Source organism: Halomonas sp. H10-59 (assembly GCF_040070555.1).
Classification (GTDB): domain Bacteria; phylum Pseudomonadota; class Gammaproteobacteria; order Pseudomonadales; family Halomonadaceae; genus Halomonas; species Halomonas litopenaei.
Genome location: NZ_CP098828.1, coordinates 1,986,778 through 2,011,027, shown reverse-complemented (window position 1 = coordinate 2,011,027; position 24,250 = coordinate 1,986,778). Strand labels below are relative to the sequence as shown.

Sequence of the window (24,250 nt, the reverse complement as noted above, 5' to 3'; positions counted from 1 at the left end):
AACATCAATCGGAAGTCATCGCCTCGAGGCGAGCGTGTACCCGGCGCCAGCGAGACAGGGCCGGCAAGGCGTCCAGGTCAGGACGAGCGCGGCCATAGCGCAAGCGTGAAGCCCGGCGAACGGTACGCTCGGCGCAGGCATCGAGCACTGCCTTGGCAGCGGCTCGGTCATTGCACACCAGCACCATGTCACAACCGGCGTCGAGGGCCGCCTGGGCGCGCTCCACCGGCCCACCGGCGACCTGAGCGCCGGCCATGGTCAGGTCATCGGAAAAGATCAGGCCCTTGAAGCCCAGGCTCTCACGCAGCATGCCAAGCCAGGGGCGCGAGAATCCTGCTGGCCTTGGGTCGAAGGCGGGATACACCACATGAGCCGGCATCATGCCATCGAGCTTGGGTGCCAGAGACTGAAACGGCACCAGGTCGTGCTGTCGGAGTTCGTCGAGGCTACGTTCGTCACGCGCGACTTCATGGTGGGTATCGGCCTTCACCCCGCCATGCCCCGGAAAGTGCTTGCCGATCGCCGCCATCCCCGCGTCGTGCAGCCCCTCGACAAAGGCACCCGCCAGCAGTGCCACAGTCTCGGGGTCGCCGGCAAAGCTGCGATCACCGATCACCGATGACAGCCCGACGTCGACATCCAGCACCGGCGCGAAGCTCAAATCGAGGCCACAGGCGGCCATTTCCATACCCAGTAGCCAGCCGGCGTCCTGGCACAGCCGCACGGCCGTCTCGGGTGAGTCCAGGTACTCCTGTCCCAGGCGGGACATCGGCGGCAGCCGGGTGACTCCGTCTTTCAGGCGCTGGACACGCCCTCCTTCCTGGTCGATGCCCAGCAGAAGATCAGGACGCACCTCTCGAATCGACCGGCACAGTTCGCGCACCTGGTGCGCATCTCGAGTGTTGCGTCCAAACAGGATGACACCACCGGTGGCGGGATGCTCGAGCAGCGATCGCTCCTCTGCCGATAGCTCATGGCCATCGAGATCCAGCATCACGGGTCCGAACGTCTGGGTCATGTCGCTTACCTGATCGGAAAAAGGGGACAATTTTAGACTAATGGCTGAGCAGGTGACACCCCAAGGGCGACGCAGGAAGCCCGGCAAGGGACGTCCAGCCCCCTGACATCACCCGCTGCCTTGCCGTATCACCAGACAATCGCCTCTTGCCAACGGTAGAATAGCCTCCTTTGACCGCCCCCGAACCACGGAGCTCCTTTTGCTTTTTTCGGATGTCACTTTCGCTTCTCTTGCTCTTGTTGCTCTGCTGGGGTTATGCCTCGGCAGCTTTCTCAATGTCGTCATCACTCGCCTTCCGGTCATGTTGATGCAACAGTGGCGCACCGAGGCCCGCGCGGCTCTCGAATTGTCAGACGACATCGAGGAGCCACTGTCACTGGCTCGCCCCCGCTCTCGCTGTCCGCGCTGTCTCACCCCCATCGCCTGGCACGACAACCTGCCGTTGCTGGGATGGCTCAAGCGTCGCGGACGCTGCGCCAACTGCCAGGGACGCATCAGCATCCAGTATCCGCTGGTGGAACTGGCCAGCGCCCTGCTCGCGGTCTGCTTCTGCATCCTCCACGGGCCCACCTGGCCTGCCCTGTGGCTTTACGGCGCCAGCCTGACGCTGCTGGCCCTGGCGGTGATCGATCTGCGCACCCAACTGCTTCCCGACGCCCTTACCCTGCCCCTTTTATGGTGTGGCCTGCTTTACCAGCTACTGTTCAGCCCCACCAGTCTGGATGATGCGGTGATCGGGGCCACCGCCGGCTACGCCGTGCTGTGGGCCATCGGCAAGGCCTTTCACGCCCTCACCGGACGCGACGGCATGGGGCTTGGTGACGTCAAGCTGATTGCCGCACTTGGCGCCTGGCTCGGCTGGCAACTGTTGCCACTGGTGATATTGATCGCCGCCTTGCTAGGTGCAATTTCGGGTCTGCTGATACAGTGGAGGTCCCGACACCTGAAGGGCCAGCCCTTGCCGTTCGGTCCTTCGCTGGTATTGGCCGGCGGTCTTGGCCTGCTCGCCGGCAATGAACTGCTCACCGGATATCAGGCGCTGTCGGGACTGACATGAAGACACGCTGCGCTCGGTGACACGGGGTGAATGGCGTCTCGAAATGCAGGGTTGCACCTCGTAAACTGCGTTCTCTCAGCGCTGCAACCTTTGATCGTCGCTTGCCGACGTTGCACTCAAGGCCCAGGCTACTGCACCACACAAGCACTACGCTGAACACACGAAGGGAGTACGGGTGGCATGATAATTGGACTGACTGGTGGCATCGCCTCAGGCAAATCGACGGTGGCCCGTCTGTTTGGCGATCACGGCGCTCGCTGGGTCGATGCCGACGATATCGCGCGAGAGGTGGTCGCCCCGGGCGAGCCGGCCCTCAAGGCCATCGTCGACCGATATGGAGATGCCATACTGACCAGGGAAGGTCGCCTCGACCGTGCTGCCTTGCGCGCCCTCGTCTTCGCCGACGAAAAGGAACGCCGCTGGCTTGAAGCGACCACCCATCCACGCGTGCGCGAACGGCTGGTCACTAGACTGTCGCTGCTGCGGCAGCAAGACGCCCCCTATGTGCTGCTGGTTTCCCCGTTGCTGTTTGAATCCGGGCAGGTGGACATGGTCCAGCGCACCCTGGTGGTGGACGTACCAGAAGCGCTGCAGATCGAACGCACTACCCAGCGCGATGATGTCGACCTGGCCCAGGCCAAGGCTATCGTGGCCGCGCAGATGGGTCGTGACGAGCGGTTGTCACTGGCCGACGATGTCATCACCAATGACGGTGATCTAGCGGCGCTCTCCGAGGCCGTCAAGGCACTGGATGCCACCTATCGCAGGCTCGCCGCCAAGGCCTGAGCCTGTGACTTCCGCTATCGACGTTTACGTCTTGCATCAGGAGCCCCACATGTCACACAGCACTCGTCAGGGCACCTTGAAGGTTGCCTGCCCACAATGTCGCAAGGAAGTACTCTGGACGCCCGAGAACAGCTATCGCCCCTTCTGCAGCAAGCGCTGTCGTCTGATTGACCTGGGGGCCTGGGCCGATGGCAGTCATCGTATTGCCGGCGAACCCGCCATGGACGAAACCAGCATCGATGAATGGGTCGCCAGAGCCGAACGCGACCTGCATAACCAGGACTGAACGATGGACCGGCCAGGCAATGCCAGCGCCCCGTCACGGCCCGCCTACCAGCTATTGGCAGAGCTCGACGCAGGGTTCGATCGGATCATCGCGTGCGCCAGAGAGGTCGTCGACCGCTGGCAGGCATCACGCCTTCCTGCCTGGTCCTTCGATCGCGAGACGGCCGATGCGGACTGGCTGCGCCAGGCGTTACTGGATCTGTGGTATGTCGACGGCCAGGACGGCCGTGTCACCCGCAGCTATATCGGACTGGTGGCCGCGGACCCGGTCACCTGCGAGGCAGCTCTGGCGCTGAACCAGGCCAAGGCGGAGTTTTCTGAACGGCTGAGTGTCATTCGCCAGCAATCGCCCCAACTGATACCCGAGATCAAGGCCAGGCTGCCGATACGCCACCCGGAACTCAATGATCACCTGGGGGGCGCTGGCCTCGCCCGCCTCCATCTGAAACAGACCTGGCGCGCCCTGCCCATTGCCGAGGCGCCGGTGGAGCGGGTTCGTCTGGCCTGGTACGCCAGCGGACGCTCCATCACCCGCTTGAGCGTGGCCGAAGTCGAGCGCAAGCTGATGGCCTTCGACACCGAGTCACCGCACATTCGCATTCAACTCGAGCGCCTCGCCGGCATTCCTTCCAGCGAGCCCCTGGCCCAGGTGCAACGACAGGCACCGCTGATGCGAGCCAACCTCTTTTACCGGGACCCTCTGCCGGACGGTCGCCTCAGGCGCGCCATGAATGCGGCTCTACCCCTGCTTGTGCCCCAGGCGCAGCTCCCCCATCACAACCTTCCGCCGGCACAACCGCCAGCCGAACGCCAACGCGCCCGGAGAAGCGACGAACGCCTCGAGGACACCCCCTTCCTGCCAAGCTTGAGAGTCTTTCGCTACCGCTGAAGGGCCCGGTGCGGCGCACGCCAAAGCGTCCGCTCAACGAGGCTTGCCGCTGACCTGCCAAAGCACCTGCACCCCACCTTAGACGCCTGCGTTCCGGCAACCGCCGAAAGCAGCGCGCGCCTGTCGGCAAGCGCTGACATCAGCAATTGCTGACATCATTTTGCAGTATTTGCGCAAAGACGCCACGGCCTTTACCCACAGAGCCGTCGGAAAATCCCTGTCAAAATCGCACAGGTTGAAGTCCGGCAAGACCCATCTCGATGACCCCTGACAAAGGCAGAGGTCATGCGGTCAGGCGATGCGCCCCATCGATTGCAGCGTGGCGACCAATTCCCGCACCGATTCAGGGGTCTGGGCATATTCCTGGATCAAGCCCAGCAGCCGCCGCTCGAAGTCCTCTTCCTTTCGACGCTGCTCTTCTTCTTCCAGGCTGTCGATGGAGCGGACCGGAGGGCCGGTGGGGATCTCGGCGGCCTTGTTCGGGTTGTCCAGGCTGCGCAGCGCTTCCGCGAAGGCGTCATCCAATTCACGAAAGCGGCGAAGCTTCTCGCGTTCGTCCATAGGCTTTTGGGAACTCTGAGATTTCATTTGTTACCAGTCGTTAACGTCGATGGAGGTGCGACAGGTTCAGTATCCTGCGGCACCACCTTATCAAGAAAGGCTCGAAAATAACGCCTTTTTTACTTTCACAACAGCATGTTAGATATGCAATCCATCACTGACGTTTTGTGCACAAACGATCAAAACGGCACATTGCACTTGCCAGACAGGCGCGCTAGACTGCATAACTACGTAACAGGATGTATCCTAACGCTACAAACCTACACCATCATACCTCGGGACAGGCGGATGTTCCGACTACAACGACCAGCGATACGGACGCTCGGATTCGCTCTCCGAGGACCCAGGGAGGGTCGGGTCCGCGCCGATGGTTCAGGGAGGCAAGACCATGTTCAACGAGATGATGCGCGCCGAAATCTGGCTCCAGGAAACCCTGGACAGTCAGCTGAGTATCGAAGATCTTGCCACGCGTATGGGGTACTCCTCATCCCAGGTGCGTCGGCGCTTCCGCCAGTCGTTCGGCATTTCGCCAAGTGCCTACCGCGACATGCTACGACTCGAGAAGGCCGCCAGGCTGCTGATCCATACGCCCCACGGCGTACATGACATCGCCAAGCGCTGCGGCTATCGCAATCACTCGGCGTTCACCCGCGCCTTCCAGCGCCGCTACCGTGTCGCTCCCCGGGAGTACCGCCAGAACCAGCGCCTGGAACTCTATCGCCAGCGCCACAATCTGCCCCACTTCTCGGTGAAGATGGCAGACCTGCCGCTGCGGCGTGCCGCGGTTACCCGCCTCTATCAGCCGCCCGAAATCATCGAGAACCTGGACAACTGGCAGCGTAATGCCGAAGGCGCCTACGATCTTCCGGCACGCCTCACCAACGCGGCACCGATCGCTATTCTTCACGATCACCCGCTGGCCAGCGAGGCGCCCCGTATCGACCTGGGTGTCCACGTCGACGAAGAACACGCACACCGCCTGGCGCTGCCACTGCCGTTCCGCCTGGTCATGCTGCCGGCCCAGCGACACGCCTGCATCACCCTCGAGGACAGCTCACACCTGACCAGCGCCATGCTGTTCATGGCCTGTCGCGGCCTGTCTGAACACGGCGTCTACCTGAGCGGCGAAGCGCCTCAGCTGGTCAAAGGCAAGTATGGGCTGGAACTGCGACTGCCGCTACTCGAAGAGGACTGATCGCTTAGCCTCTCCGAGCCCGCAAGCCTCCCTTCTGGTGGCCACTTCGGTGGCCACCTTTTGCGTTCCATCATACCAGAATTCAAGCAAAGTACCGGCAACGACAAGGCCACAGCCCCGCTTCGCCTGGATCACACTGTTCCTGCATCACACCGGTGCAGTGGGAGGCCACGCTTCGTCCCCTCCCCGGAAACCAGAAACATCGCAAGGGGCAGTCGAAGCTTCGGGCTTCGGGCTTCGGGCTTCGCCTCCAACGAGACGCAGCCGATCAAGGAATACCGTGCAAAAAGAAACCGTCCCGAACAATACGACGACGTCACTGTCATGTCGATGGTTCAAGACGGCTTCTGGCACCGCAAGCCTGAAGATCGAAACAGTGCCGGACCGATGCAACGTCCAAGGCACTGGCTCATCTGCGGCTCAAACAATCATCAGTCTTCTACACGCACCAGCCAGGACTCGACGGTGTCATTACCGTGCTCTTCCTTCCAGGCCTTCAACGTCTTCTGATTGCCACCACGAGTTTCGACGACTTCGCCGGTATTCGGGTTCTTGTAGATCTTGAGCTTGCGCTTGCGACGACCGCCAGCGGCCGGGGCAGCGGCCTTTGCCGGGGAAGCAGCGGACTTCGGATCCAGGATGGCGATGACGTCAGATGCGCTCTTGTCGAACTCTTTCATCAGCTCTTCGAGCTTTCCCTTGAACTCGAGTTCGGACTTGAGACGGTCATCGTTCTGGAGCTGACCAAGTCTTTCCTGCAGTTGCTGGAGCTGCTGCTCCATCTGCATATAGTCATTCAAAAGTGAAGACATTAAGGTACGCCTATAGTAGTTGCTTTCGGATGCAGGGGCATTATCACTCCTGCATGAGTATATGACAACCAGCCAAACGACGTTATTCAAACGTTATTGGCCAAAAGCAAAGTCAAAATCCTGTCAAACAAACGGTAGATGCTTACAACAAGGGCATCAACCCTAAAACACGTCCCCTCAAGCATATGCGGTAAAAACTCGCCCAACTCACCAATAATACTGAGGCAGCGCCGCCACGAGGGACATTCCAGCCCTCTACAATTTCTTACATATAAAAAAAGAGCGCTCCCCGAAGGAAGCGCTCTTGACCATTACCAGTCCCGAACAGTGTCGGGGTCCGGCTTAGTCCTGACCCATCTGCTGCTTGATCAGGTCGCCGATGGTGGTCGGGCCACCGGTCTCGACTTCCTGGTCGCGCAGCTTGCTCATGTTGCGACGGGTGTCGTCCTGGTCCTTGGCCTTGACGGACAGGGCGATCTGACGGTTCTTGCGATCGACACCGACGATACGGGCCTCGACGCTGTCGCCTTCGTTCAGCACGTTGCGCGCGTCTTCGACACGGTCAGCGCTGATCTCGGACGCCTTGAGCACGGCAACGACGTCAGTCGCCAGCTCGACGTGAGCTTCCTTGGCGTCAACCTCGACGACACGACCGGTGACGATGGTGCCCTTGTCGTTGACGGACAGGAACTCGGCAACCGGGTCGGTATCGAGCTGCTTGATACCCAGGGAGATGCGCTCACGCTCCGGATCGATGGACAGGATGACGGCTTCGGCCTCATCGCCCTTCTTGAAGGAACGCACGGCTTCTTCGCCAGTCTCGGTCCAGGAGATGTCGGACAGGTGAACCAGGCCGTCGATGCCGCCGTCCAGACCGATGAAGATACCGAAGTCGGTGATGGACTTGATGGTACCGGCAACGCGGTCGCCCTTGTTGAACTGGGCGTTGAAGGTTTCCCACGGGTTGGCGGTGCACTGCTTGATACCCAGGGAGATACGACGACGCTCTTCGTCGATATCCAGCACCATGACGTCAACATCGTCACCGACCTGAACCACCTTGGACGGATGGATGTTCTTGTTGGTCCAGTCCATTTCGGAGACGTGAACCAGACCCTCGACACCCTCTTCCAGCTCGGCGAAGCAGCCGTAGTCGGTGAGGTTGGTGACACGGGCGTGCACCTTGGTGCCTTCCGGGTAACGATCCTTGATGTTGACCCACGGATCTTCGCCCAGCTGCTTCAGACCCAGGGAGACGCGGTTGCGCTCGCGGTCGAACTTCAGCACCTTGACGGTGATCTCGTCGCCGACGGCCACGATCTCGCTCGGATGCTTGATGCGCTTCCAGGCCATGTCGGTGATGTGGAGCAGGCCGTCAACGCCGCCCAGATCAACGAAGGCACCGTAGTCGGTCAGGTTCTTGACGATACCGATGATCTGCTGGCCTTCCTGCAGGGTGGCGAGCAGCGCTTCACGCTCGGCGCTGTTCTCGGCTTCGAGAACGGCACGACGGGAAACGACAACGTTGTTGCGCTTCGGATCGAGCTTGATGACCTTGAAGTCGAGTTCCTTGTTCTCCAGGTGCGTGGTGTCGCGCACCGGACGAACGTCGACCAGAGAGCCGGGCAGGAAGGCACGGATGGAGTCGACGTCGACAGTGAAGCCGCCCTTGACCTTGCCGTTGATCACGCCCTTGACGATCTCTTCCTTCTCGAAGGCAGCTTCCAGCACCTTCCACGCTTCGGCACGCTTGGCCTTCTCGCGGGACAGGCGGGTTTCGCCGAAGCCGTCTTCCACAGCTTCGAGGGCCACGTGGACCTCGTCACCGACGGCAATGGTCAGTTCGCCGCTGTCGTCGCGGAATTGCGCGGCAGGGATCTGACCTTCGGACTTCAGGCCGGCATTGACAGTGACCCAGTCACCTTCGATGTCGACGACAGTAGCCGCGACGATCGCGCCCGGCTCCATGTTGATGTCCTGGAGAGACTGTTCAAACAGTTCAGCAAAGCTTTCGCTCATGATGTTCCTACGTGATCAACGTTGAGTGCGGCAGGGCCGCTTCTCCGCACCACCAGCAAGTGCGGGCCATATTCAAAAACCCCCGGGGATGTTGGCACTGGTTGGACCTGACCGAGTTTTCCGTTTCCTGTACTCGGGCACGTCGTGACATCTGGCCGGGGACGCCGCAAGGGAGTTCAGGTGCCGGACAGGAGCCCCTTTCGGGACAACAGTTCGGACAGCCGATCAACCACTTCCGGTATGCTCAGGCGGGTCGTGTCGAGCTCGATGGCATCATCGGCCGGCACCAACGGCGCCACGCTACGCTGCGTATCGCGGTCGTCGCGCGCCTGAATCTCCTTCAAAAGACTCGATAGACTAGCATCCACCCCGGCCTCCCGCAACTGCAGGTGACGCCGGCGCGCCCTTTCCTCGGCGCTGGCGGTCAGAAATATCTTCAAGGGTGCATCGACGAACACCACGGTGCCCATGTCACGGCCATCGGCGACCAGGCCGGGCGCCTGGCGGAAGTCCCGCTGGCGCTCGAGCAGCGCCTGGCGCACCGCCGGCAACGCCGCCACCAGAGAGGCGCTGTTGCCCACCTGCTCGGTGCGAATCTCGCGAGTCACGTCACGCCCTTCGAGCTCGACCACCGCCTCGCCATTCTCGGCGCGAAAGACCACATCGAGGGCCGAGGCCAGCGCCGCCAGCGCCGGCTCATCGTCCAGCGCGATGCCCTTGCCGATAGCCGACAGCGCGGTCAGTCGGTAGAGGCTGCCGCTATCCAGCAGATGCCAGCCCAGTCGCTCGGCAATCAGCCGGCTGATGGTGCCCTTGCCGGCGCCGCCGGGGCCATCGATGGTCAGCACCGGGGCCGAATGCTCGTCATGATCGCTCATGCCTGCTCCTCGCGTACCTCTTCGAGTTCAAGGCCGACACCTCGTGCCAGCTCCACAAAGCCGGGGAAGGACGTAGCCACGTTGGCGCAGTCGTTGACTTCGATCGGGCTTGATGCGCGCAGGGCCGCGATGGTGAAGGCCATGGCGATGCGATGATCCTCATGACTGTCCACGCGCCCGCCGCCATAGTTGGCGCCATCGCCGCCCTTGCCGACGATGTCGATGCCATCGTCATAAAGGGTGTTGTCGATACCCAGCACGCTCATGCCGTCGGCCATGGACTGCAGGCGATCGGACTCCTTGACCCGGAGCTCCTCGGCGCCGCGCAGTCGCGTGGTGCCTTCGGCGTTGGCCGCGGCAATGAACAGCGCCGGGAACTCGTCGATGGCCAGCGGCACCTGGTCCTCGGGAATGTCGATGCCCTTCAGCGGCCGATAGCGAATATGCAGGTCGGCGACCGGCTCCCCCCCTACCTCTCGCTCGTTCTCGAGGCGCAGATCCGCCCCCATGGCGGTCAGGATATTGATCACCCCGATCCGGGTCGGATTGATGCCGACGTGCTCCAGCACCAGATCGGAGCCCGGAGTGATGGCCGCGGCTACGAGGAAGAAGGTCGCCGAGGAGATATCCGACGGCACATCGATCGGACCAGCGGCCAGCTTGCCGCCGCCCTGCAGCCAGCAGGTATCGCCCTCGCGCTCGACGGCGTAGCCAAAGCCATTGAGCATGCGCTCGGTGTGATCGCGGGTCGGTGCGGGTTCACGCACTCGGGTCTCGCCCTCGGCAAACATCCCTGCCAGCAGCAGACAGGACTTCACCTGGGCGCTGGCCATGGGCATGTCGTAGTGGATGCCCTTCAGCGCCTGGCCGCCCTTGATCCTGAGCGGAGGACGCCCGCCTTCGGCGGTGTCGATCACCGCCCCCATCTGGCGCAGCGGATCGGCCACCCGCCCCATGGGACGACGTGTCAGCGAGGTATCACCGGTCAATTCGGTGTCGAAGGCCTGCCCCGCCAGCAGCCCGGCAAACAGCCGCATGGCGGTGCCGGCATTGCCGACGTAGAGCGGACCTGCCGGCTTCTTCAAGCCGTGCATGCCGACCCCATGGATGGTCACGCGACCCTGGTGCGGGCCCTCGATGGCCACGCCCATTTCGCGGAAGGCCTGGAGTGTGGCGAGGCTGTCCTCGCCCTCGAGGAATCCGGACACCTCGGTAACGCCCTCGGACAGCGCGCCGAGCATGATCGAGCGATGGGAAACCGACTTGTCGCCGGGGACCCGGATGCGACCGGTGACGCTTCCGCCCGGGGCCACCCGGTAGCGCAGCATGGCTGATTCTTGCATCTGATATTCCGCCTGATAGCTGGTCTGATTCAACAGAGTATCGAAATAGTGGCGCGCATGACTGGCGCGGTCGAAGGTGGCCAGCAGACCATCGCCATCACCACGGTTCACCGCGTCCCTGAGTCGGGCCAGACCTGACTCGAAGTCATCCAGAGCTTCGAGCACGGCGCCCCGGTTGGCCTGAAAGATGTCTCGCCACATCACCGGATCACTACCGGCGATGCGGGTGAAGTCGCGAAAGCCGCCGGCGGCGTAGCGGAAGATCTCGAGGCGCTCATCCTGGCGCGCCAGGGTATCCACCAGCGAGAAAGCCAGCAGATGCGGCAGATGACTGGTGCGCGCCAGCACCTGATCGTGGCGAGCCACGTCCATCTCCAGCACCTCGGCACCGGTCAACTGCCACAGGGCCCGCACACGCTCAAGCGCATCGGGGTCGGTGGCGCAGGTTGGCGTCAGGATCACCTTGTGGGCCTGGTACAGCTCCGGATTGGCCGCCGCCACGCCGCTCTTTTCCGACCCGGCGATGGGATGCCCCAGCACAAAGCGCGCGGGAAGCTCACCGAAGGCCTCGATGGCAGCCGCCTCGATCGCTGCCTTGGTGCTGCCGACGTCGGTGATCACCAGATCGCCGGCAGCGCGGCTACGCAACGCGCCTAGCTCGCCCATGACCTGGCCCATGGCCAGCACCGGTACCGCCAGCACCACCAGGGTAGCACCCTCGATAACCTCGGAGAGTTGCGTCGAACCTGCGTCGATCAACCCCATGCGACGCCCGCACTCGAGCTCCTTCGGGTCTGGGTCACAGGCCAGGATGAGACTGTCATCCCCCTGCCCCACCCCCGCCTTGCGCAAGGCAGCGGCCAGCGACCCTCCGATCAAACCGAGTCCAACGATGACGATGCGTGAAGCCCGAGGCAAGGATGCGGGTACTGCGCCACGCGTTGCGACTTCCTGCATTGCGACGTCCTGCATTCCTTCTTGCTGCATTCCTTCTTCCTGCATTACTACAGGACCCCCTGGGGGTAGGAGCCAAGCACCTTGACCTCGGAGACACGCAGGCGCACCTCCTCGAGCAGCGCCGACACCCGCGGCTCCTCGACGTGGCCACAGAAGTCGATGAAGAACACATAGTTCCAGGCACCGGTGCGCGAGGGTCGCGTCTCCAGACGCGTCAGGTCGATCTGGTGGCGGTGGAACGGCTCGAGCAGGTCGTGCAAGGCACCCGGCTGGTTGCGGGTCGCCACCACCAGCGACGTCTTGTCGACCCCAGACATGGGCACGTCCTGGTTGCCGATGATCAGGAAGCGCGTGGAGTTGTCCGGGCGATCCTCGATCTTCTCCGCCACGTGGCTAAGGCCATAGAGCTTGGCCGCCATGTCGCCGGCGATGGCCGCACTGTGCCACTCGCTCTTGACCAGCCGGGCTGCCTCGGCGTTGGACGACACCGGCACCCGCTCGGCGTGGGGGAAGTGGGCATCGAGCCACTTGCGACACTGGGCGAAGGACTGAGGGTGCGAGTAGATACGCGACACCTTGTCCTTGAGGGTAGTATCGGCCACCAGCAGGTGATGATGGATGCGCAGCACCACCTCACCGCTGATGCGCAGCCCCGAATCGATGAAGGAATCCAGGGTATGGTTGATCACGCCTTCGGTGGAGTTTTCCACCGGTACCACGCCGTAGTTCACCGCGCCGGCCTCGACCTCACGGAAGACCTCGTCGATGGCCGCCATGGGCAGGCTGATGGCGCTGTCGCCGAAGTGCTTGAGCGCAGCCTGCTGGGTAAAGGTACCCTCGGGGCCGAGATAGGCCACCTTGATCGGCTGTTCCAGCGCCAGGCAGGCCGACATGATCTCGCGAAACAGCCGTGCCATTTCTTCGCTGTCCAGCGGCCCCTGGTTGAGCTCCATCACCCGGCGCAGCACCTGGGCCTCGCGCTCGGGGCGATAGAACACCGCCTGGGGGTCGCTTGCGGTCTTGGTCTCCGCCACCTGGCGCGCACACTCGGCACGCTCGCTGATCAGGCGCAGGATCTCGGTGTCGATATGGTCGATGCGCTGACGCAGCGACGAGAGGTTCGGCTCTTGCGAATCACTCATGGGTTGTCTCCTTGTAACGCCCCGTGACCGGGCGTTGACGCATGGCTGGCGAAACCTGGCCCCGCCACCTCTTTACTGGGTGCGCCAGCTCTCGCACGAACCTCAGCCGCGCCGCTTCTCGAAATCGCCCATGAACGCCACCAGGGCGTCCACCGCGGCCTCAGGCACCGCGTTATAGAGGCTTGCGCGCATACCGCCGACGCTGCGATGGCCCTTGAGATTCAAAAGCCCCGCCGCTTCCCCCTCTTCGAGGAAGGCGTTATCCAGGGCGCTGTCGGCCAGCACGAAGGGCACGTTCATCTTCGAGCGATTACGCACCGCGATGGGGTTGGAATAGAAGTCGCTGCGGTCGATGGCCTCGTAGAGCTTGGCCGCCTTGCGGTCATTGATCTCGGCCATCGCCTTGAGACCACCGACATCGCGCTTGAGCCAGTCGAACACCAGACCCGCCAGGTACCAGCTATAGGTAGCCGGTGTGTTGATCATCGATCCTGCCTCGGCCAACTGACGATAGCTGAACAATGACGGCATCTCGCTCACCGCCTGGTCGAGCAGATCATCACGCACGATCACCAGCACCAGACCGGCCGGCCCGATGTTCTTCTGGGCGCCAGCGTAGATCACACCGAAGCGCGAGACGTCCAGCGGCTCAGACAGAATGGTCGAGGAAAGATCCGCCACCAGCGGCACCTCGACCCCGTCGCCGCGCCGCGCCACGGGCACAAAGTCCAGTGCCAGACCACCGATGGTCTCGTTGGGGGTCACGTGGAGGTAGGCGGCGTCGTCGGACAGCGCGATATCAGCCTGCTGGGGTGCTTCGACATGGCCATTCTCGGCGCTTGAAGCGGCGATGTGGGCGCTGCCGAATAGATGCCGCGCCTCCTTGATCGCCTTGTTGCCCCAGATACCGGTCTCGATGAAGTTGGCCCGGCCGCCGCGGCCAAGCAGGTTCATGGGCACCGCGGCAAACTGCTGGGTGGCACCACCCTGGGTGAACAGCACCCGATAGTTATCAGGCACGGCGAGCAGTTCACGCAGGTCGGCCTCGGCGCGCTCGGCGATGGCCACGTACTCGCTGGAGCGGTGGCTCATCTCCATCACCGAGAGCCCACGGCCCTGATAGTCCAGCATCTCGCGCTGGGCACGTTCGAGTACTGCGGTAGGCAGCGCGGCGGGGCCCGCGCAGAAATTGTAGTGGCGTGTCATGGTGTCCTGGCGATTGATCGTCAAGGGCAGGCGTCCGGCGACGCCCGCCAGTCACTATATAGGTGGGCCACGGCGTCCATCGCGGACACCGTGGCACCCCGGATCAGTCGTTATTGTCGGTATTGCTGTCGTCGGCCGCGCTGTCGTCGCCCGGTTCGGCGCTGCCACCCTCGGCGGCGTCATCTGCCGAGTTCTCGACGGCGTCCTCACTACCTTCTTCGCCCTCGGCATCGAGCTCGTCGTCGCCTTCCAGCTCCTGGATACGCACGGTCTTGACCAGCGCCTCGGCCTCGCCGAGGCGGATCAGGGTGACGCCCTGGGTGTTGCGCGAACTGATCGAGACTTCCTCGACCCGGGTGCGCACCAGGGTGCCGCGATCGGTGATCAGCATCATCTCGTCGCTGGAACAGACCTGCATCGCCGCCACCATGGCGCCATTGCGGGCGCTGGTCTGCATCGCGATCACGCCCTGGCCGCCACGACCGCGCAGCGGGAACTCCTCGAGACGGGTACGCTTGCCGTAGCCGTTTTCGCTGCCGGTGAGGATATAGATCTGGCCGTCGTCACCGCTGGCGTCGACATCACCGGCCTCGCCACGCTCACCGCCCTCGGCGTCGGCATCGATCTCTAGGCTCTGTGGGATGATCAGGCTGATCACCTCGGCGCCATCGAGCAGTCGCATGCCGCGCACACCGCGCGCGGTACGGCCCATGGCACGGACCTGGGACTCCTCGAAGCGGATCGCCTTGCCGTTGGACGACAGCAGCATGGCGTGGTCGCTGCCGGAAGTAATCGCGGCGCCCACCAGGCGATCGCCCTCCTCCAGGTCGATGGCGATCAGGCCAACGCTGCGCGGACGCGAGAACTGCTCGAGGCTGGTGCGCTTGACCGTGCCCCGGGCGGTGGCAAAGAAGATGTAGCAGTCCGGATCATAGTCCTTGACCGGCATGATGGCGTTGATCGACTCGCCTTCTTCCAGCGGCAACAGGTTGACCAGCGGCTTGCCGCGGGACCCGCGACTGGCCGCAGGCATCTCGTAGACCTTGAGCCAGTAGACCTTGCCGCGATTGGAGAACAGCAGAACGGTGTCGTGGGTCGAGGCCACCAGCAGGTGCTCGATGACGTCCTCGTCCTTCATCGCGGTGGCCGACTTGCCACGACCACCACGACGCTGGGCCTGATAGTCCGACAACGGCTGGGTCTTGGCGTAACCCGAGCGGGACACCGTGACCACCATGTCTTCCTCGGCGATCAGGTCCTCGATGGACAGGTCCAGGTGGCTTGCCTGAATGTCGGTACGACGCTCGTCGGCGAACTGATCGCGCACCGCGATCAGCTCTTCGCGAATCACCTCGAGCAGGCGATCGGCGGAGGCCAGGATGGCCATCAGCTCGGCGATCTTCTCGAGGATCGACAGATACTCGTCGAGTAGCTTCTCGGTCTCGAGGCCGGTCAGGCGGTGCAGGCGCAGCTCGAGAATGGCCTGGGCCTGGGCCGGCGACAGACGGTACTCGCCTCCGGTCTGGTCCAGACCAAAGCCTTCTTCCAGGTCTTCGGGCTTGCACGAGGTGGCGCCGGCGCGCTCCAGCATGCCGGTGACCTGGCCAGGCTGCCAGGACTTGGCCAACAGCTTTTCCTTGGCTTCGGCAGCATTCGGCGAGGCCTTGATCAGCTCGATCACCTCGTCGATGTTGGAGATCGCCACCGCCAGGCCTTCGAGGATGTGGCCGCGCTCACGCGCCTTCTTCAGCTCGAACAGGGTGCGCCGGGTGACCACCTCGCGACGGTGGCGAATGAAGGCCTCGAGCACCTGCTTGAGGTTCATGGTCTTCGGTTCGCCGTCTTCCAGCGCCACCATGTTGATGCCGAAGACATTCTGCAGCTGGGTCTGGGCGAACAGGTTGTTCACCACCACCTCGCCGCTCTCGCCGCGCTTGACCTCGATCACCACCCGCAGACCGTCCTTGTCGGACTCGTCGCGCAGCTCGGCGATACCCTCGATCTTCTTGTCCTTGACCAGCTCGGCGATCTTCTCGATCAGCCGCGCCTTGTTCACCTGGTAAGGCAGCTCGGTGACGATGATGTGGTCACGGCCGGACTTGTCGTCGTGTTCGATGGTGTGCTTGGCGCGAATATAGATGCGCCCGCGGCCGGTACGATAGGCCTCGAGAATGCCCGCGCGGCCGTTGATGATACCGCCGGTGGGGAAGTCGGGCCCCGGCACATGCTCCATCAGATCATCGACGCTCAGGGTGTAGTCGTCGACCAGCGCCAGGCAGGCGTTGATGATCTCGTTCATGTTGTGGGGCGGGATATTGGTCGCCATGCCCACGGCGATGCCCGAGGAGCCGTTGACCAGCAGGTTCGGCACCTTGGTCGGCAGCACGTCGGGGATACGCTCGGTACCGTCGTAGTTGTCGACCCAGTCGACAGTATCCTTCTCGAGATCGGCCAGCAGCTCGTGGGCCAGGCGCGCCATGCGCACCTCGGTGTAACGCATGGCGGCGGCGTTGTCGCCGTCGATGGAACCGAAGTTGCCCTGGCCATCGACCAGCACGTGGCGCATCGAGAAGTCCTGGGCCATACGCACGATGGTGTCGTACACCGCACTGTCGCCGTGGGGGTGGTACTTACCGATCACGTCACCCACCACACGGGCGGACTTCTTGTATGGCTTGTTCCAGTCGTTACCCAGCTCGTGCATCGCAAACAGCACACGCCGATGAACCGGCTTCAGGCCATCGCGCACGTCCGGCAGCGCTCGGCCGATGATCACGCTCATCGCGTAATCGAGGTACGACTGCTTCAGCTCGTCCTCGATATTGACTGGCAGAATCTCTCTGGCGATGTCACCCATGGGTCGTCAAGTCCTTTGCACAGCAACAGGTAGGCGCGTCACGCAGCCGTGACAAGGCGCACAAATACAGCGACCTAGCATACCACCCTTGGGGCCTTCCGCGCAGCGTCTGTCGTTGTGTGCGGCGCCTTGACCGCTGCCGTCATGACACCACCAGCGGCGCCAGGGCATCACGCAGCTCACCCTCGATCGCCACCGCACTGTTGCTGGCCACGTCCAGCAGCACGAAGGTCAGCTCGGCGCGAGCCACCAGGGCACCATCGCGGCGGCGCAGGATCTCATGGCGCATCTTGGCGCTGCGCCCGCCCAGGGCCGACAGACGGGTGGAAATGTCCAGCTCGTCACCGGCCACCGCCGCCTGGCGATAGTCGATATTGAGATTGACCGCGACGAAAGCGACATCTCCCTTTCCCAGGCGAGACATCAGCGCCGGATGCTTGTCGAAATAGTCCCAGCGCCCTTCCTCCATGAACTCCAGGTAACGGGCGTGATTGACGTGGCCATAACCGTCAAGGTGGTAGCCACGAACCTTCAGCGAAGTGGTGCTGATAGCGTCTTCCATGTCATTGCTCCTCATTTAAACTACTGTTTGATTCTGACCTCGAGCGGGCAAAGTGGCAACACTGTCACCAAAGAGGGACGGGCGCGGGCGACGCAGCCTGCTAGGCTTGGCCGCAACCCTGTTCAATCGACCATTGCGATGGCTGGCAACTGGCACCCGAAGGGACCATTCGCCATAATGTGCCTCCTTTTTGACCCGAGAATTGCTCCATGTGGTTCAAGCACTTGCACCTCTACCGTCTGCACGACGCCAGCACCCTGGACAGCGAGCAGCTGGAGACGGCCCTCGCCGAACAGGCTTTCCGCCCGCTCGGTGGCACCGAAGCCCGCCGCATCGGCTGGACGACGCCTGCCGGACGGGGTAGCGATCGCTATCTCCACGAGCTGCAGGGCCAGCGCCTGATGACCGCCCTGCGCCAGGAGCGCATCCTGCCCGCTTCGGTGGTCCGCGAAGAAGTCGACGAGCGCGTCGAGGTCATCGAGACCCAGGAAAGCCGCAAGCTACGCCGCCAGGAAAAGCAGGCAATCAAGGAGCAGGTCTACGAGGAACTGTTGCCCAGGGCCTTCGTACGCAGCCAGAAGACTGACCTCTGGTGGGATACCCGGCGAAACTTGATCGCCGTCAACAGCTCCAGCCGAAAGCGCGCCGAAGAGCTGCTGGATCTGTTGCGCGAGTCCCTGGGAAGCCTCAAGGTAACGCCGCTCTCGGCCCAGACACTGCCGATTCGCGCCATGACCACCTGGCTCAACGACGCCTCCTCGCGCCCCGCCGACATGCTGCTCGGCGACCAGGTCGAACTCAAGGCCAAGGGCGACGACGGCGTGCTCAAGGCACGCCAGGTGGACCTCGACGGCGACGACATTCAGCAACTGCTCGAAAGCGGCCGACAGGCCAGCAAGCTGGCGCTGGGCATGGAGGGGCGCCTGCGTTTCGTGCTCCACGACGACCTGGCGGTCAAGTCACTGGCCTTCGATGACGCCCTGATCGACGAAGCCAACCAGGCAGATGACGGCGACGATGCCGTGCTGCGCATGGAAACCGACTTCATTCTGATGGCCCAGACCCTGGGTGAAAGCGTCGACCGCCTGATCGACTGGCTGGGCGGCGAAGCCCAGAGTTCTTCTGTTTCGGCTACTGACCTCACTGCGACGACACCATGACTTCGACATCCGATGCCCCGCAGGATCCCTGGCACGATATTCGCCCCTATCAGGACGACGAGGTGGCGACGACCCTGACTCGCCTGGCAGAGGACCCGGAGCTGTTGAGCGCCCTGACCCGCTACCGGCTGCCGCGCCTTTCCCGCATGATGCCCCGCCTGTCACGCACGCTGGCCAGCTGGGCGATCAAGCGCGAGACCCGCGACGTCACCAGCGTGACGGCGTTTCAGCAACGCATCGCGGCCTACATGCAGCGCATGCTGAAGACCTCCACCGACGACTTTCGCGTCGACGGCCTCGATCGTCTGGACCCCGATACCGCCTACCTGTTTATCGGCAACCATCGCGATATCTCGCTGGATCCGGCCTTCGTCAACTATGCGCTGTACCTCGCCGGCCGCAACACCGTGCGCATTGCCATCGGTGACAACCTGCTCAAGAAGCCCTACGTCACCGATCTGATGCGGCTCAACAAGAGCTTCATCGTGCCGCGCAGTGCTCGCGGCAAGCGCGCCATGCTGCAGGCCTACCACAAGCTGTCGAGCTACATCCGCCACTCCATTCAGGACGACAATCACTCGATCTGGATGGCCCAGCGCGAAGGCCGGGCCAAGGACGGCATCGATCGTACCGACCCCGCGATCATCAAGATGATGACCATGGCCCACCGTGCCGACAACCGTCATGCGCCGCTCGGGGAAGGCATTGAAGCCCTGCGCCTGGTACCGGTATCGATCAGCTACGAGTACGATCCCTGCGACGTGCAGAAGGCCAGGGAGCTGAAAGCCGTCAGTGAAGACGGCAGCTACAACAAGAGCGAGTTCGAGGACATCAGCTCCATCGTCGCCGGCATCACCGGCCACAAGGGGCGGGTTCATCTGCGCTTCGGTACGCCGATCGATCGCAGCTTCGATACGCCGGAAGCGGTCGCTGCCGAGATCGACCGCCAGGTGCTGAGCGGCTATCACCTCTTTCCCAGCCACCATCTGGCGCTGGAGGCCCTGGGCAGCCATCCTGAGCTGGTGGACCTGTCCGAGGTGTCAGAGGCCGACCGCGATCGGTTCGCGCAACGTCTTTCCGAAGTCCCGGAAGACCTCAGATCCTGGTGGCTGGCCCAGTACGCCAACCCTGTCATCAACTGCGCGCGGAGCGAGCCTTCGTCGTGAGTCAGAAAAGCCAGCCGGGGCGCTCCAGACACGCCTTTGCCTGGACGGCCCAGGGCGTCACCCTGATCGGCGCCGGCGTGGACCTAGTCGTCGGCGTGCTCAAACTGGTGACCGGCGTGATCGTCGGGTCGGCAGCCCTGATTGCCGACGGCATCCACTCCTTTTCGGATATCGTCACCGACGCCTTCGTGCTGGCGGCCACCCACTACGGCCGCCAGGAACCCGACCGCGACCATCCCTACGGCCACGGCCGAATCGAGACCCTGGCGACACTGTGGCTCGGCAGTGTGCTGATCTTCGTCGCGGGTGCCATCGCCTGGTCGAGTGTCGAGCGCCTGCTCGATCGGTCTTCGAGCGCCGCACCCGGCCTCGTTGCCATCGCCGTGGCCGTGGTCTCGCTGCTGGCCAAAGAGGCGATCTACCACTACACCTTGCGCGCCGCCCGCCGCTTCGACTCACCGCTGCTCGAGGCCAACGCCTGGCACTCGCGCACCGATGCCATGTCTACCCTGGTGGTGCTGGTCGGCCTGGTGGCGGGGCAGTTCGGCGTCGGCTGGATGGACGCGGTGGCCGCCATCGTGGTCGGCCTGATGGTGGGTTGGGTCGGTGGACGGCTGATGTGGCAGTCTTCGCGGGAGCTGATCGACACCGCCCTGCCGGTCGAAGAACAGCGTGCGATGCGCCGACTGGCGGAGTCGGTGCCGGGCGTCAAGAGCGTGCATGATCTGCGCACCCGCCAGCTCGGAAGCGACGTCGTGCTCGATCTGCATATCGTGGTCGCTCCCAGGGTCACGGTGTCCGAAGCCCACGAGATCGGCAATGCGGTCAGTCGACAACTACGCGAAGCGCACACCCGCCTGAAGGATGTCACCTTCCACATCGACCCCGAGGACGACGAAGGACAGACCGAACACAGCCTGCGCCCGGGCTTGCCGCTGCGCGAGGAGATCGAGCAACTGCTGGATGAACGCTGGTCGCATCAGCGTGCCTGGCAACACCGTACGGCGCTGAATCTGCACTATTTGGATGACCGCATCGACATTTCGTTGTACGTTGACTCTGATATCCATCATGGGGATCTCGATGAATTGGCTCATCAATTGTGCCGAGACCTCGAAACCCTGCCCTGGGTAGGCCAACTGAAGCTGTGGCAAGGGCCCGGCAAGGCCTGACCTCCGCCCGGCTTGGAACTCGCCATGAGCCCAGATGCCGTCTTGTCTCGCCCGTCTCGCCGCCGCCCCCCTTCCTGGCTCGCCTGGGGGTCTGCGAGCCTGTTGGGCGCCTTCCTGGCGCTGGCACCCGCACCGGTGGACGCGACGCTCGACCATGCGCGAATGCGCGCGGCCATGAGCGCCGAGTACGGCAGTCAGGGGGTAAGAGCCCTGGACGAATGGCTCAACCTGATCGATCGCCTGAGAGGCGCAGACCTTCGTACTCAGCTGCGCGACGTCAACGACTTCTTCAATCGCAAGATGCAGTGGCTCGAGGATCGCACCATCTGGCGCCAGAGCGACTACTGGGCTACTCCCATCGAATCGCTGGGACGCGGCGCAGGTGACTGTGAAGATTACTCCATCGCCAAATACGTGACCCTCAAGGAGCTCGGCATTCCCATCAGCAAGTTGCGCATGATCTATGTGCGTGCTCGACTGGGACGTAGCCAGATCACCCAGGCCCATATGGTGCTCGGCTACTACGAGACGCCAGGCGCCGAGCCCCTGATTCTCGACAATATTGCCGCCGGCATTTCCCGTGCCAGCCTGCGCACCGATCTGGACCCGCTATTCAGCTTCAACAGCAGTGGCCTGTGGGCGGGTGGCACCACCCAATCACGGGCGGATCCCCTGGCGCGCCTGTCGCGCTGGCGAAACGCGCTGGATCGCATGCGCCAACAGGGAATCCAGTGACATCATGCCAATCCTTCATCTAGAGACGCCGCCATGTCGTTGATCAAACAACTCTGGCTCGCCATCATTGCCATCCTGCTGATTGCCCTGATCGGCAGTCTGGTGGTGGCCGTATCAGGCAGCCGCGCCTACATCGAAAAAGAAATACTGATCAAGAACGCGGACAACGCCAATGCCCTGGCCCTGAGCATGAGCCAGATGCCTGACAAGGATGAAGTGACGCTGGAGCTTTTGATCTCGGCGCAGTTCGATACTGGCCACTACCGCAAGATCCAGCTGCTCGACACCCAGGACAGACCGATCATTCGTCGCGTCTCATCAGCCCCCGAAGAGACTGGCGTACCGGGATGGTTCCGTGAGCTGGTCGCCTTCGAGGTCCCCGCCGGCACTGCGGTCATCCAGGATGGCTGGCAGCAGCTTGGCACCTTGCAGCTCGAAAGCGCACATGGCTTCGCCTACCAGTCGCTGTGGCAGAGCACCCTGCGCATGGCCGCCTGGTTCGTGGCAGCAGGTGCACTCAGCCTGCTGATTGCCTACCTGCTGGTACGCCAGATCCGCACCCCGCTGAAGACCCTGACGCGCCAGGCCAACGATATCGGCCAGCGTCGCTTCACCGTCGCCCCGCTGCCCCGCACACTGGAACTGCGCGAAGTGTCCGACGCCATGAACCGGTTGTCGGAAAGCGTGCGCGAGATGCTCCAGCGCGAGAGCGAGCAGATCGACCGGCTACGCCGCCAGTTGCTGCATGACACGGTGACCGGGGCCTTGACCCGGGAAGCCTTTATCGACCGCCTCAACTACAGCCTCGAGCAACAGGGTGAATCCAGCTACGGCGTGGTGGCGATGATCCGTGCCACCGACCTGGCCGCGCTCAACGAACGCCGCGGCCACTTGCACACCAACGGCGTGCTCAGCGACCTTTGCCAACGCCTGACCGCCATCGCCGAGGCCCATGGCGAAGGCTATGTGGGTCGCCTCAACGGCAGTGACTTCGCCCTGATGCTGTGCGGCAACGTCGACGAAAGCTGGGCCCGCGAACGGCTGGACGACAATCTGTCGACCCTGGCCGAACAGAACGCACCGGTTCTGCGGCTCCCCGCTGCCCTGGCGGTCTACCACCACGGCCAGGAGCGCACCACCCTGATGGCCGCACTGGATGGCGCCCTGTCACTGGCCGAGAGCCGTCCTGGACGGGCGATCGAGTCCTGCCACAACGTGGAGCAGGAAACGCTCTACCGCAGCCGCGCCGAGTGGCGCTCATCGCTGGTCGAAGCGATGGAGCACGGCGTCCTGCTGGGACAGTATCCGGTGCTGGATCGACGCGGACAGTTGCTGCATCACGAGGCCCCAGCACGGCTCAACATCAAGGGCGAATGGCGTCAGGCGGGTGTCTTCATGCCCTGGATCGCCCGTCTGCGCCTCCACGACAGCCTGGATATCAAGGTGATCGATGCCGCCCTCGACACCATCCATCACCACCGGCAGCCGCTTGGCATCAATTTGTCCCATGCAGCGATTACCCAGCCGAATGTCGTGATCGCCCTGCAGCAACGACTCAGCGCCCGCCCGGACTCGGCCCCCTTCCTGTGGATCGAGGTGCCGGAGTCGATCGCCCGAAGCGATCTCGAGAGCTTCCGATATCTCTGCCAGTCGCTGGCCCCCTTCGGCTGTCATCTGGGCATGGAGCACGTCGGTGCGGCCTTCCGCCAGCTGGGAGATCTGCAGGATCTTGGGCTGTCCTACATCAAGATCGACGCCACCCTGTGTCGTGGCGTGTCGGAGCGGCCGGAGCAGCAGACCATTCTCAGGGGCATGGCGACCCTATGCCATTCGCTGGCGATCCAGGCCATCGCCGAGGGCATCGACGAGGATCGCGATATCGACACCCTGTTCGAGCTGGGCCTGGACGGTGTCACCGGCCCTGCCGTGTCCGCCAGGATGGAAACCGACAGGCACTCGTGAACGTCGATGACATGAAGGGTACACAACAAAGGGCCACCCGAAGGTGGCCCTTTGTCTTGCCCAGGTCGACGCATGCGACTTGAGAGGTGCAGATACTCAACGCTTAGATGAGGGGGTCGTCGTCCCCTACCAGATCCACATCATTGTAGCGACGACGCAATGACTGGCGGTCCATGATCTTGCGGCGGGCCGCGTCAGGCAGATCGGTGAAGCTGATCACGCCCTTGTCCATCAGCAGATCAAGCACGTCCTCGAGCACCCGCACAAAGGCCAGGTCGGAGGCATGGAACTGGGACTGTTCGTTGCGCTCGTTACCGTCTGACAGGAAGAACAACAGCTCCTGATCATCCGGCGCCATGAATTCGTCGCAGGTCGCTGTAGGCTCCCGGCTGACACAGACAAGCTTTCCTTCCCCGTCACGCTGGACGTACATGTCACGTTCTCCGCAATCTTTGTTGGTCGAGCATATATCAAGTTTCCCTTGATCA

At 63.1% G+C, this 24,250-nt stretch carries 21 protein-coding genes; 10 read left to right on the top strand and 11 right to left on the bottom strand.

Annotated features, from left to right (window positions below; genetic code table 11):
- Window positions 1-4: 4 nt before the first annotated feature.
- Entirely contained in the window at window positions 5-1,018 is a 1,014-nt protein-coding gene (gene nagZ / locus NFG57_RS08875) for a beta-N-acetylhexosaminidase (RefSeq protein WP_222517239.1), read from the bottom strand.
- Between the two features lie 199 nt (window positions 1,019-1,217).
- On the opposite strand from nagZ, the gene NFG57_RS08870 reads away from it, so the two are divergent.
- The 4 genes from NFG57_RS08870 to NFG57_RS08855 all read left to right on the top strand — a co-directional run bounded on the left by NFG57_RS08870 (window position 1,218) and on the right by NFG57_RS08855 (window position 4,035).
- Window positions 1,218-2,075 carry an A24 family peptidase gene (locus tag NFG57_RS08870; RefSeq protein WP_261395622.1) on the top strand — a complete coding sequence of 286 codons (858 nt, stop codon included), beginning with the start codon at window positions 1,218-1,220 and terminating at the stop codon, window positions 2,073-2,075.
- Between the two features lie 180 nt (window positions 2,076-2,255).
- Window positions 2,256-2,861, top strand: coding sequence for a dephospho-CoA kinase (coaE, locus tag NFG57_RS08865; protein WP_222517240.1), 606 nt, complete (start codon window positions 2,256-2,258; stop codon window positions 2,859-2,861).
- Window positions 2,862-2,910: 49 nt separating this feature from the next.
- Window positions 2,911-3,147, top strand: coding sequence for a DNA gyrase inhibitor YacG (yacG, locus tag NFG57_RS08860; protein ID WP_045992369.1), 237 nt, complete (start codon window positions 2,911-2,913; stop codon window positions 3,145-3,147).
- 3 nt (window positions 3,148-3,150) lie between these two features.
- Window positions 3,151-4,035 (top strand): DNA replication terminus site-binding protein, encoded by an 885-nt coding sequence (locus NFG57_RS08855; protein ID WP_108447812.1) that lies wholly within the window; start codon window positions 3,151-3,153, stop codon window positions 4,033-4,035.
- 291 nt (window positions 4,036-4,326) lie between these two features.
- Here the strand turns inward: NFG57_RS08855 and NFG57_RS08850 are convergent, their stop codons facing one another.
- The gene (locus NFG57_RS08850; RefSeq protein ID WP_045992371.1) at window positions 4,327-4,623 is read right to left on the bottom strand and encodes a hypothetical protein; all 297 of its coding nucleotides are present in this window, start codon (window positions 4,621-4,623) and stop codon (window positions 4,327-4,329) included.
- 361 nt (window positions 4,624-4,984) lie between these two features.
- Between NFG57_RS08850 and NFG57_RS08845 the strand changes: the two genes are divergently transcribed.
- Entirely contained in the window at window positions 4,985-5,791 is an 807-nt protein-coding gene (locus tag NFG57_RS08845; protein WP_045992373.1) for a helix-turn-helix transcriptional regulator, read from the top strand.
- Between the two features lie 431 nt (window positions 5,792-6,222).
- On the opposite strand, the gene NFG57_RS08840 is transcribed toward NFG57_RS08845, so the two are convergent.
- From NFG57_RS08840 to NFG57_RS08805, 8 genes are all read right to left on the bottom strand, one after another.
- Window positions 6,223-6,603: a histone-like nucleoid-structuring protein, MvaT/MvaU family gene (locus NFG57_RS08840; protein ID WP_045994818.1), complete on the bottom strand. Its 381-nt coding sequence runs from the start codon at window positions 6,601-6,603 to the stop codon at window positions 6,223-6,225.
- Window positions 6,604-6,945: 342 nt separating this feature from the next.
- The gene (gene rpsA, locus NFG57_RS08835) at window positions 6,946-8,622 is read right to left on the bottom strand and encodes a 30S ribosomal protein S1 (protein ID WP_045994817.1); all 1,677 of its coding nucleotides are present in this window, start codon (window positions 8,620-8,622) and stop codon (window positions 6,946-6,948) included.
- A 176-nt stretch (window positions 8,623-8,798) separates the two neighbouring features.
- Window positions 8,799-9,500: a (d)CMP kinase gene (cmk, locus tag NFG57_RS08830; protein WP_045994816.1), complete on the bottom strand. Its 702-nt coding sequence runs from the start codon at window positions 9,498-9,500 to the stop codon at window positions 8,799-8,801.
- Window positions 9,497-11,800 carry a bifunctional prephenate dehydrogenase/3-phosphoshikimate 1-carboxyvinyltransferase gene (locus NFG57_RS08825; protein ID WP_348815970.1) on the bottom strand — a complete coding sequence of 768 codons (2,304 nt, stop codon included), beginning with the start codon at window positions 11,798-11,800 and terminating at the stop codon, window positions 9,497-9,499. The genes cmk and NFG57_RS08825 overlap by 4 nt, the downstream gene beginning before the upstream one ends.
- Window positions 11,801-11,847: 47 nt before the next feature.
- Complete coding sequence (gene pheA / locus NFG57_RS08820; protein WP_045994814.1) at window positions 11,848-12,942, bottom strand: prephenate dehydratase; 1,095 nt, start codon at window positions 12,940-12,942, stop codon at window positions 11,848-11,850.
- Window positions 12,943-13,044: 102 nt separating this feature from the next.
- Window positions 13,045-14,148 (bottom strand): 3-phosphoserine/phosphohydroxythreonine transaminase, encoded by a 1,104-nt coding sequence (gene serC / locus NFG57_RS08815; protein WP_348815968.1) that lies wholly within the window; start codon window positions 14,146-14,148, stop codon window positions 13,045-13,047.
- Between the two features lie 103 nt (window positions 14,149-14,251).
- A complete protein-coding gene (gene gyrA / locus NFG57_RS08810; protein WP_348815966.1) occupies window positions 14,252-17,005 on the bottom strand; it encodes a DNA gyrase subunit A in 2,754 nt (917 codons plus the stop codon).
- 142 nt (window positions 17,006-17,147) lie between these two features.
- A complete protein-coding gene (locus NFG57_RS08805; RefSeq protein ID WP_108133793.1) occupies window positions 17,148-17,567 on the bottom strand; it encodes a thioesterase family protein in 420 nt (139 codons plus the stop codon).
- 209 nt (window positions 17,568-17,776) lie between these two features.
- On the opposite strand from NFG57_RS08805, the gene NFG57_RS08800 reads away from it, so the two are divergent.
- The 5 genes from NFG57_RS08800 to NFG57_RS08780 are packed head-to-tail and all read left to right on the top strand — an operon-like array spanning window position 17,777 to window position 23,762.
- Window positions 17,777-18,727 carry a recombination-associated protein RdgC gene (locus NFG57_RS08800; RefSeq protein ID WP_108133792.1) on the top strand — a complete coding sequence of 317 codons (951 nt, stop codon included), beginning with the start codon at window positions 17,777-17,779 and terminating at the stop codon, window positions 18,725-18,727.
- Window positions 18,724-19,893: a 1-acyl-sn-glycerol-3-phosphate acyltransferase gene (locus tag NFG57_RS08795; RefSeq protein ID WP_045994810.1), complete on the top strand. Its 1,170-nt coding sequence runs from the start codon at window positions 18,724-18,726 to the stop codon at window positions 19,891-19,893. The genes NFG57_RS08800 and NFG57_RS08795 overlap by 4 nt, the downstream gene beginning before the upstream one ends.
- Window positions 19,890-21,065 (top strand): cation diffusion facilitator family transporter, encoded by a 1,176-nt coding sequence (locus tag NFG57_RS08790; protein WP_348815964.1) that lies wholly within the window; start codon window positions 19,890-19,892, stop codon window positions 21,063-21,065. The genes NFG57_RS08795 and NFG57_RS08790 overlap by 4 nt, the downstream gene beginning before the upstream one ends.
- A 24-nt stretch (window positions 21,066-21,089) precedes the next feature.
- On the top strand, window positions 21,090-21,800 hold the full coding sequence (locus NFG57_RS08785; protein ID WP_213230663.1) for a transglutaminase-like cysteine peptidase: 711 nt from the start codon (window positions 21,090-21,092) through the stop codon (window positions 21,798-21,800).
- A gap of 33 nt (window positions 21,801-21,833) precedes the next feature.
- Entirely contained in the window at window positions 21,834-23,762 is a 1,929-nt protein-coding gene (locus NFG57_RS08780; protein ID WP_222517248.1) for a LapD/MoxY N-terminal periplasmic domain-containing protein, read from the top strand.
- 103 nt (window positions 23,763-23,865) lie between these two features.
- Here NFG57_RS08780 and NFG57_RS08775 read toward each other — a convergent pair whose 3' ends face one another.
- Entirely contained in the window at window positions 23,866-24,195 is a 330-nt protein-coding gene (locus NFG57_RS08775; protein ID WP_045994806.1) for a hypothetical protein, read from the bottom strand.
- Window positions 24,196-24,250 lie beyond the last annotated feature (55 nt).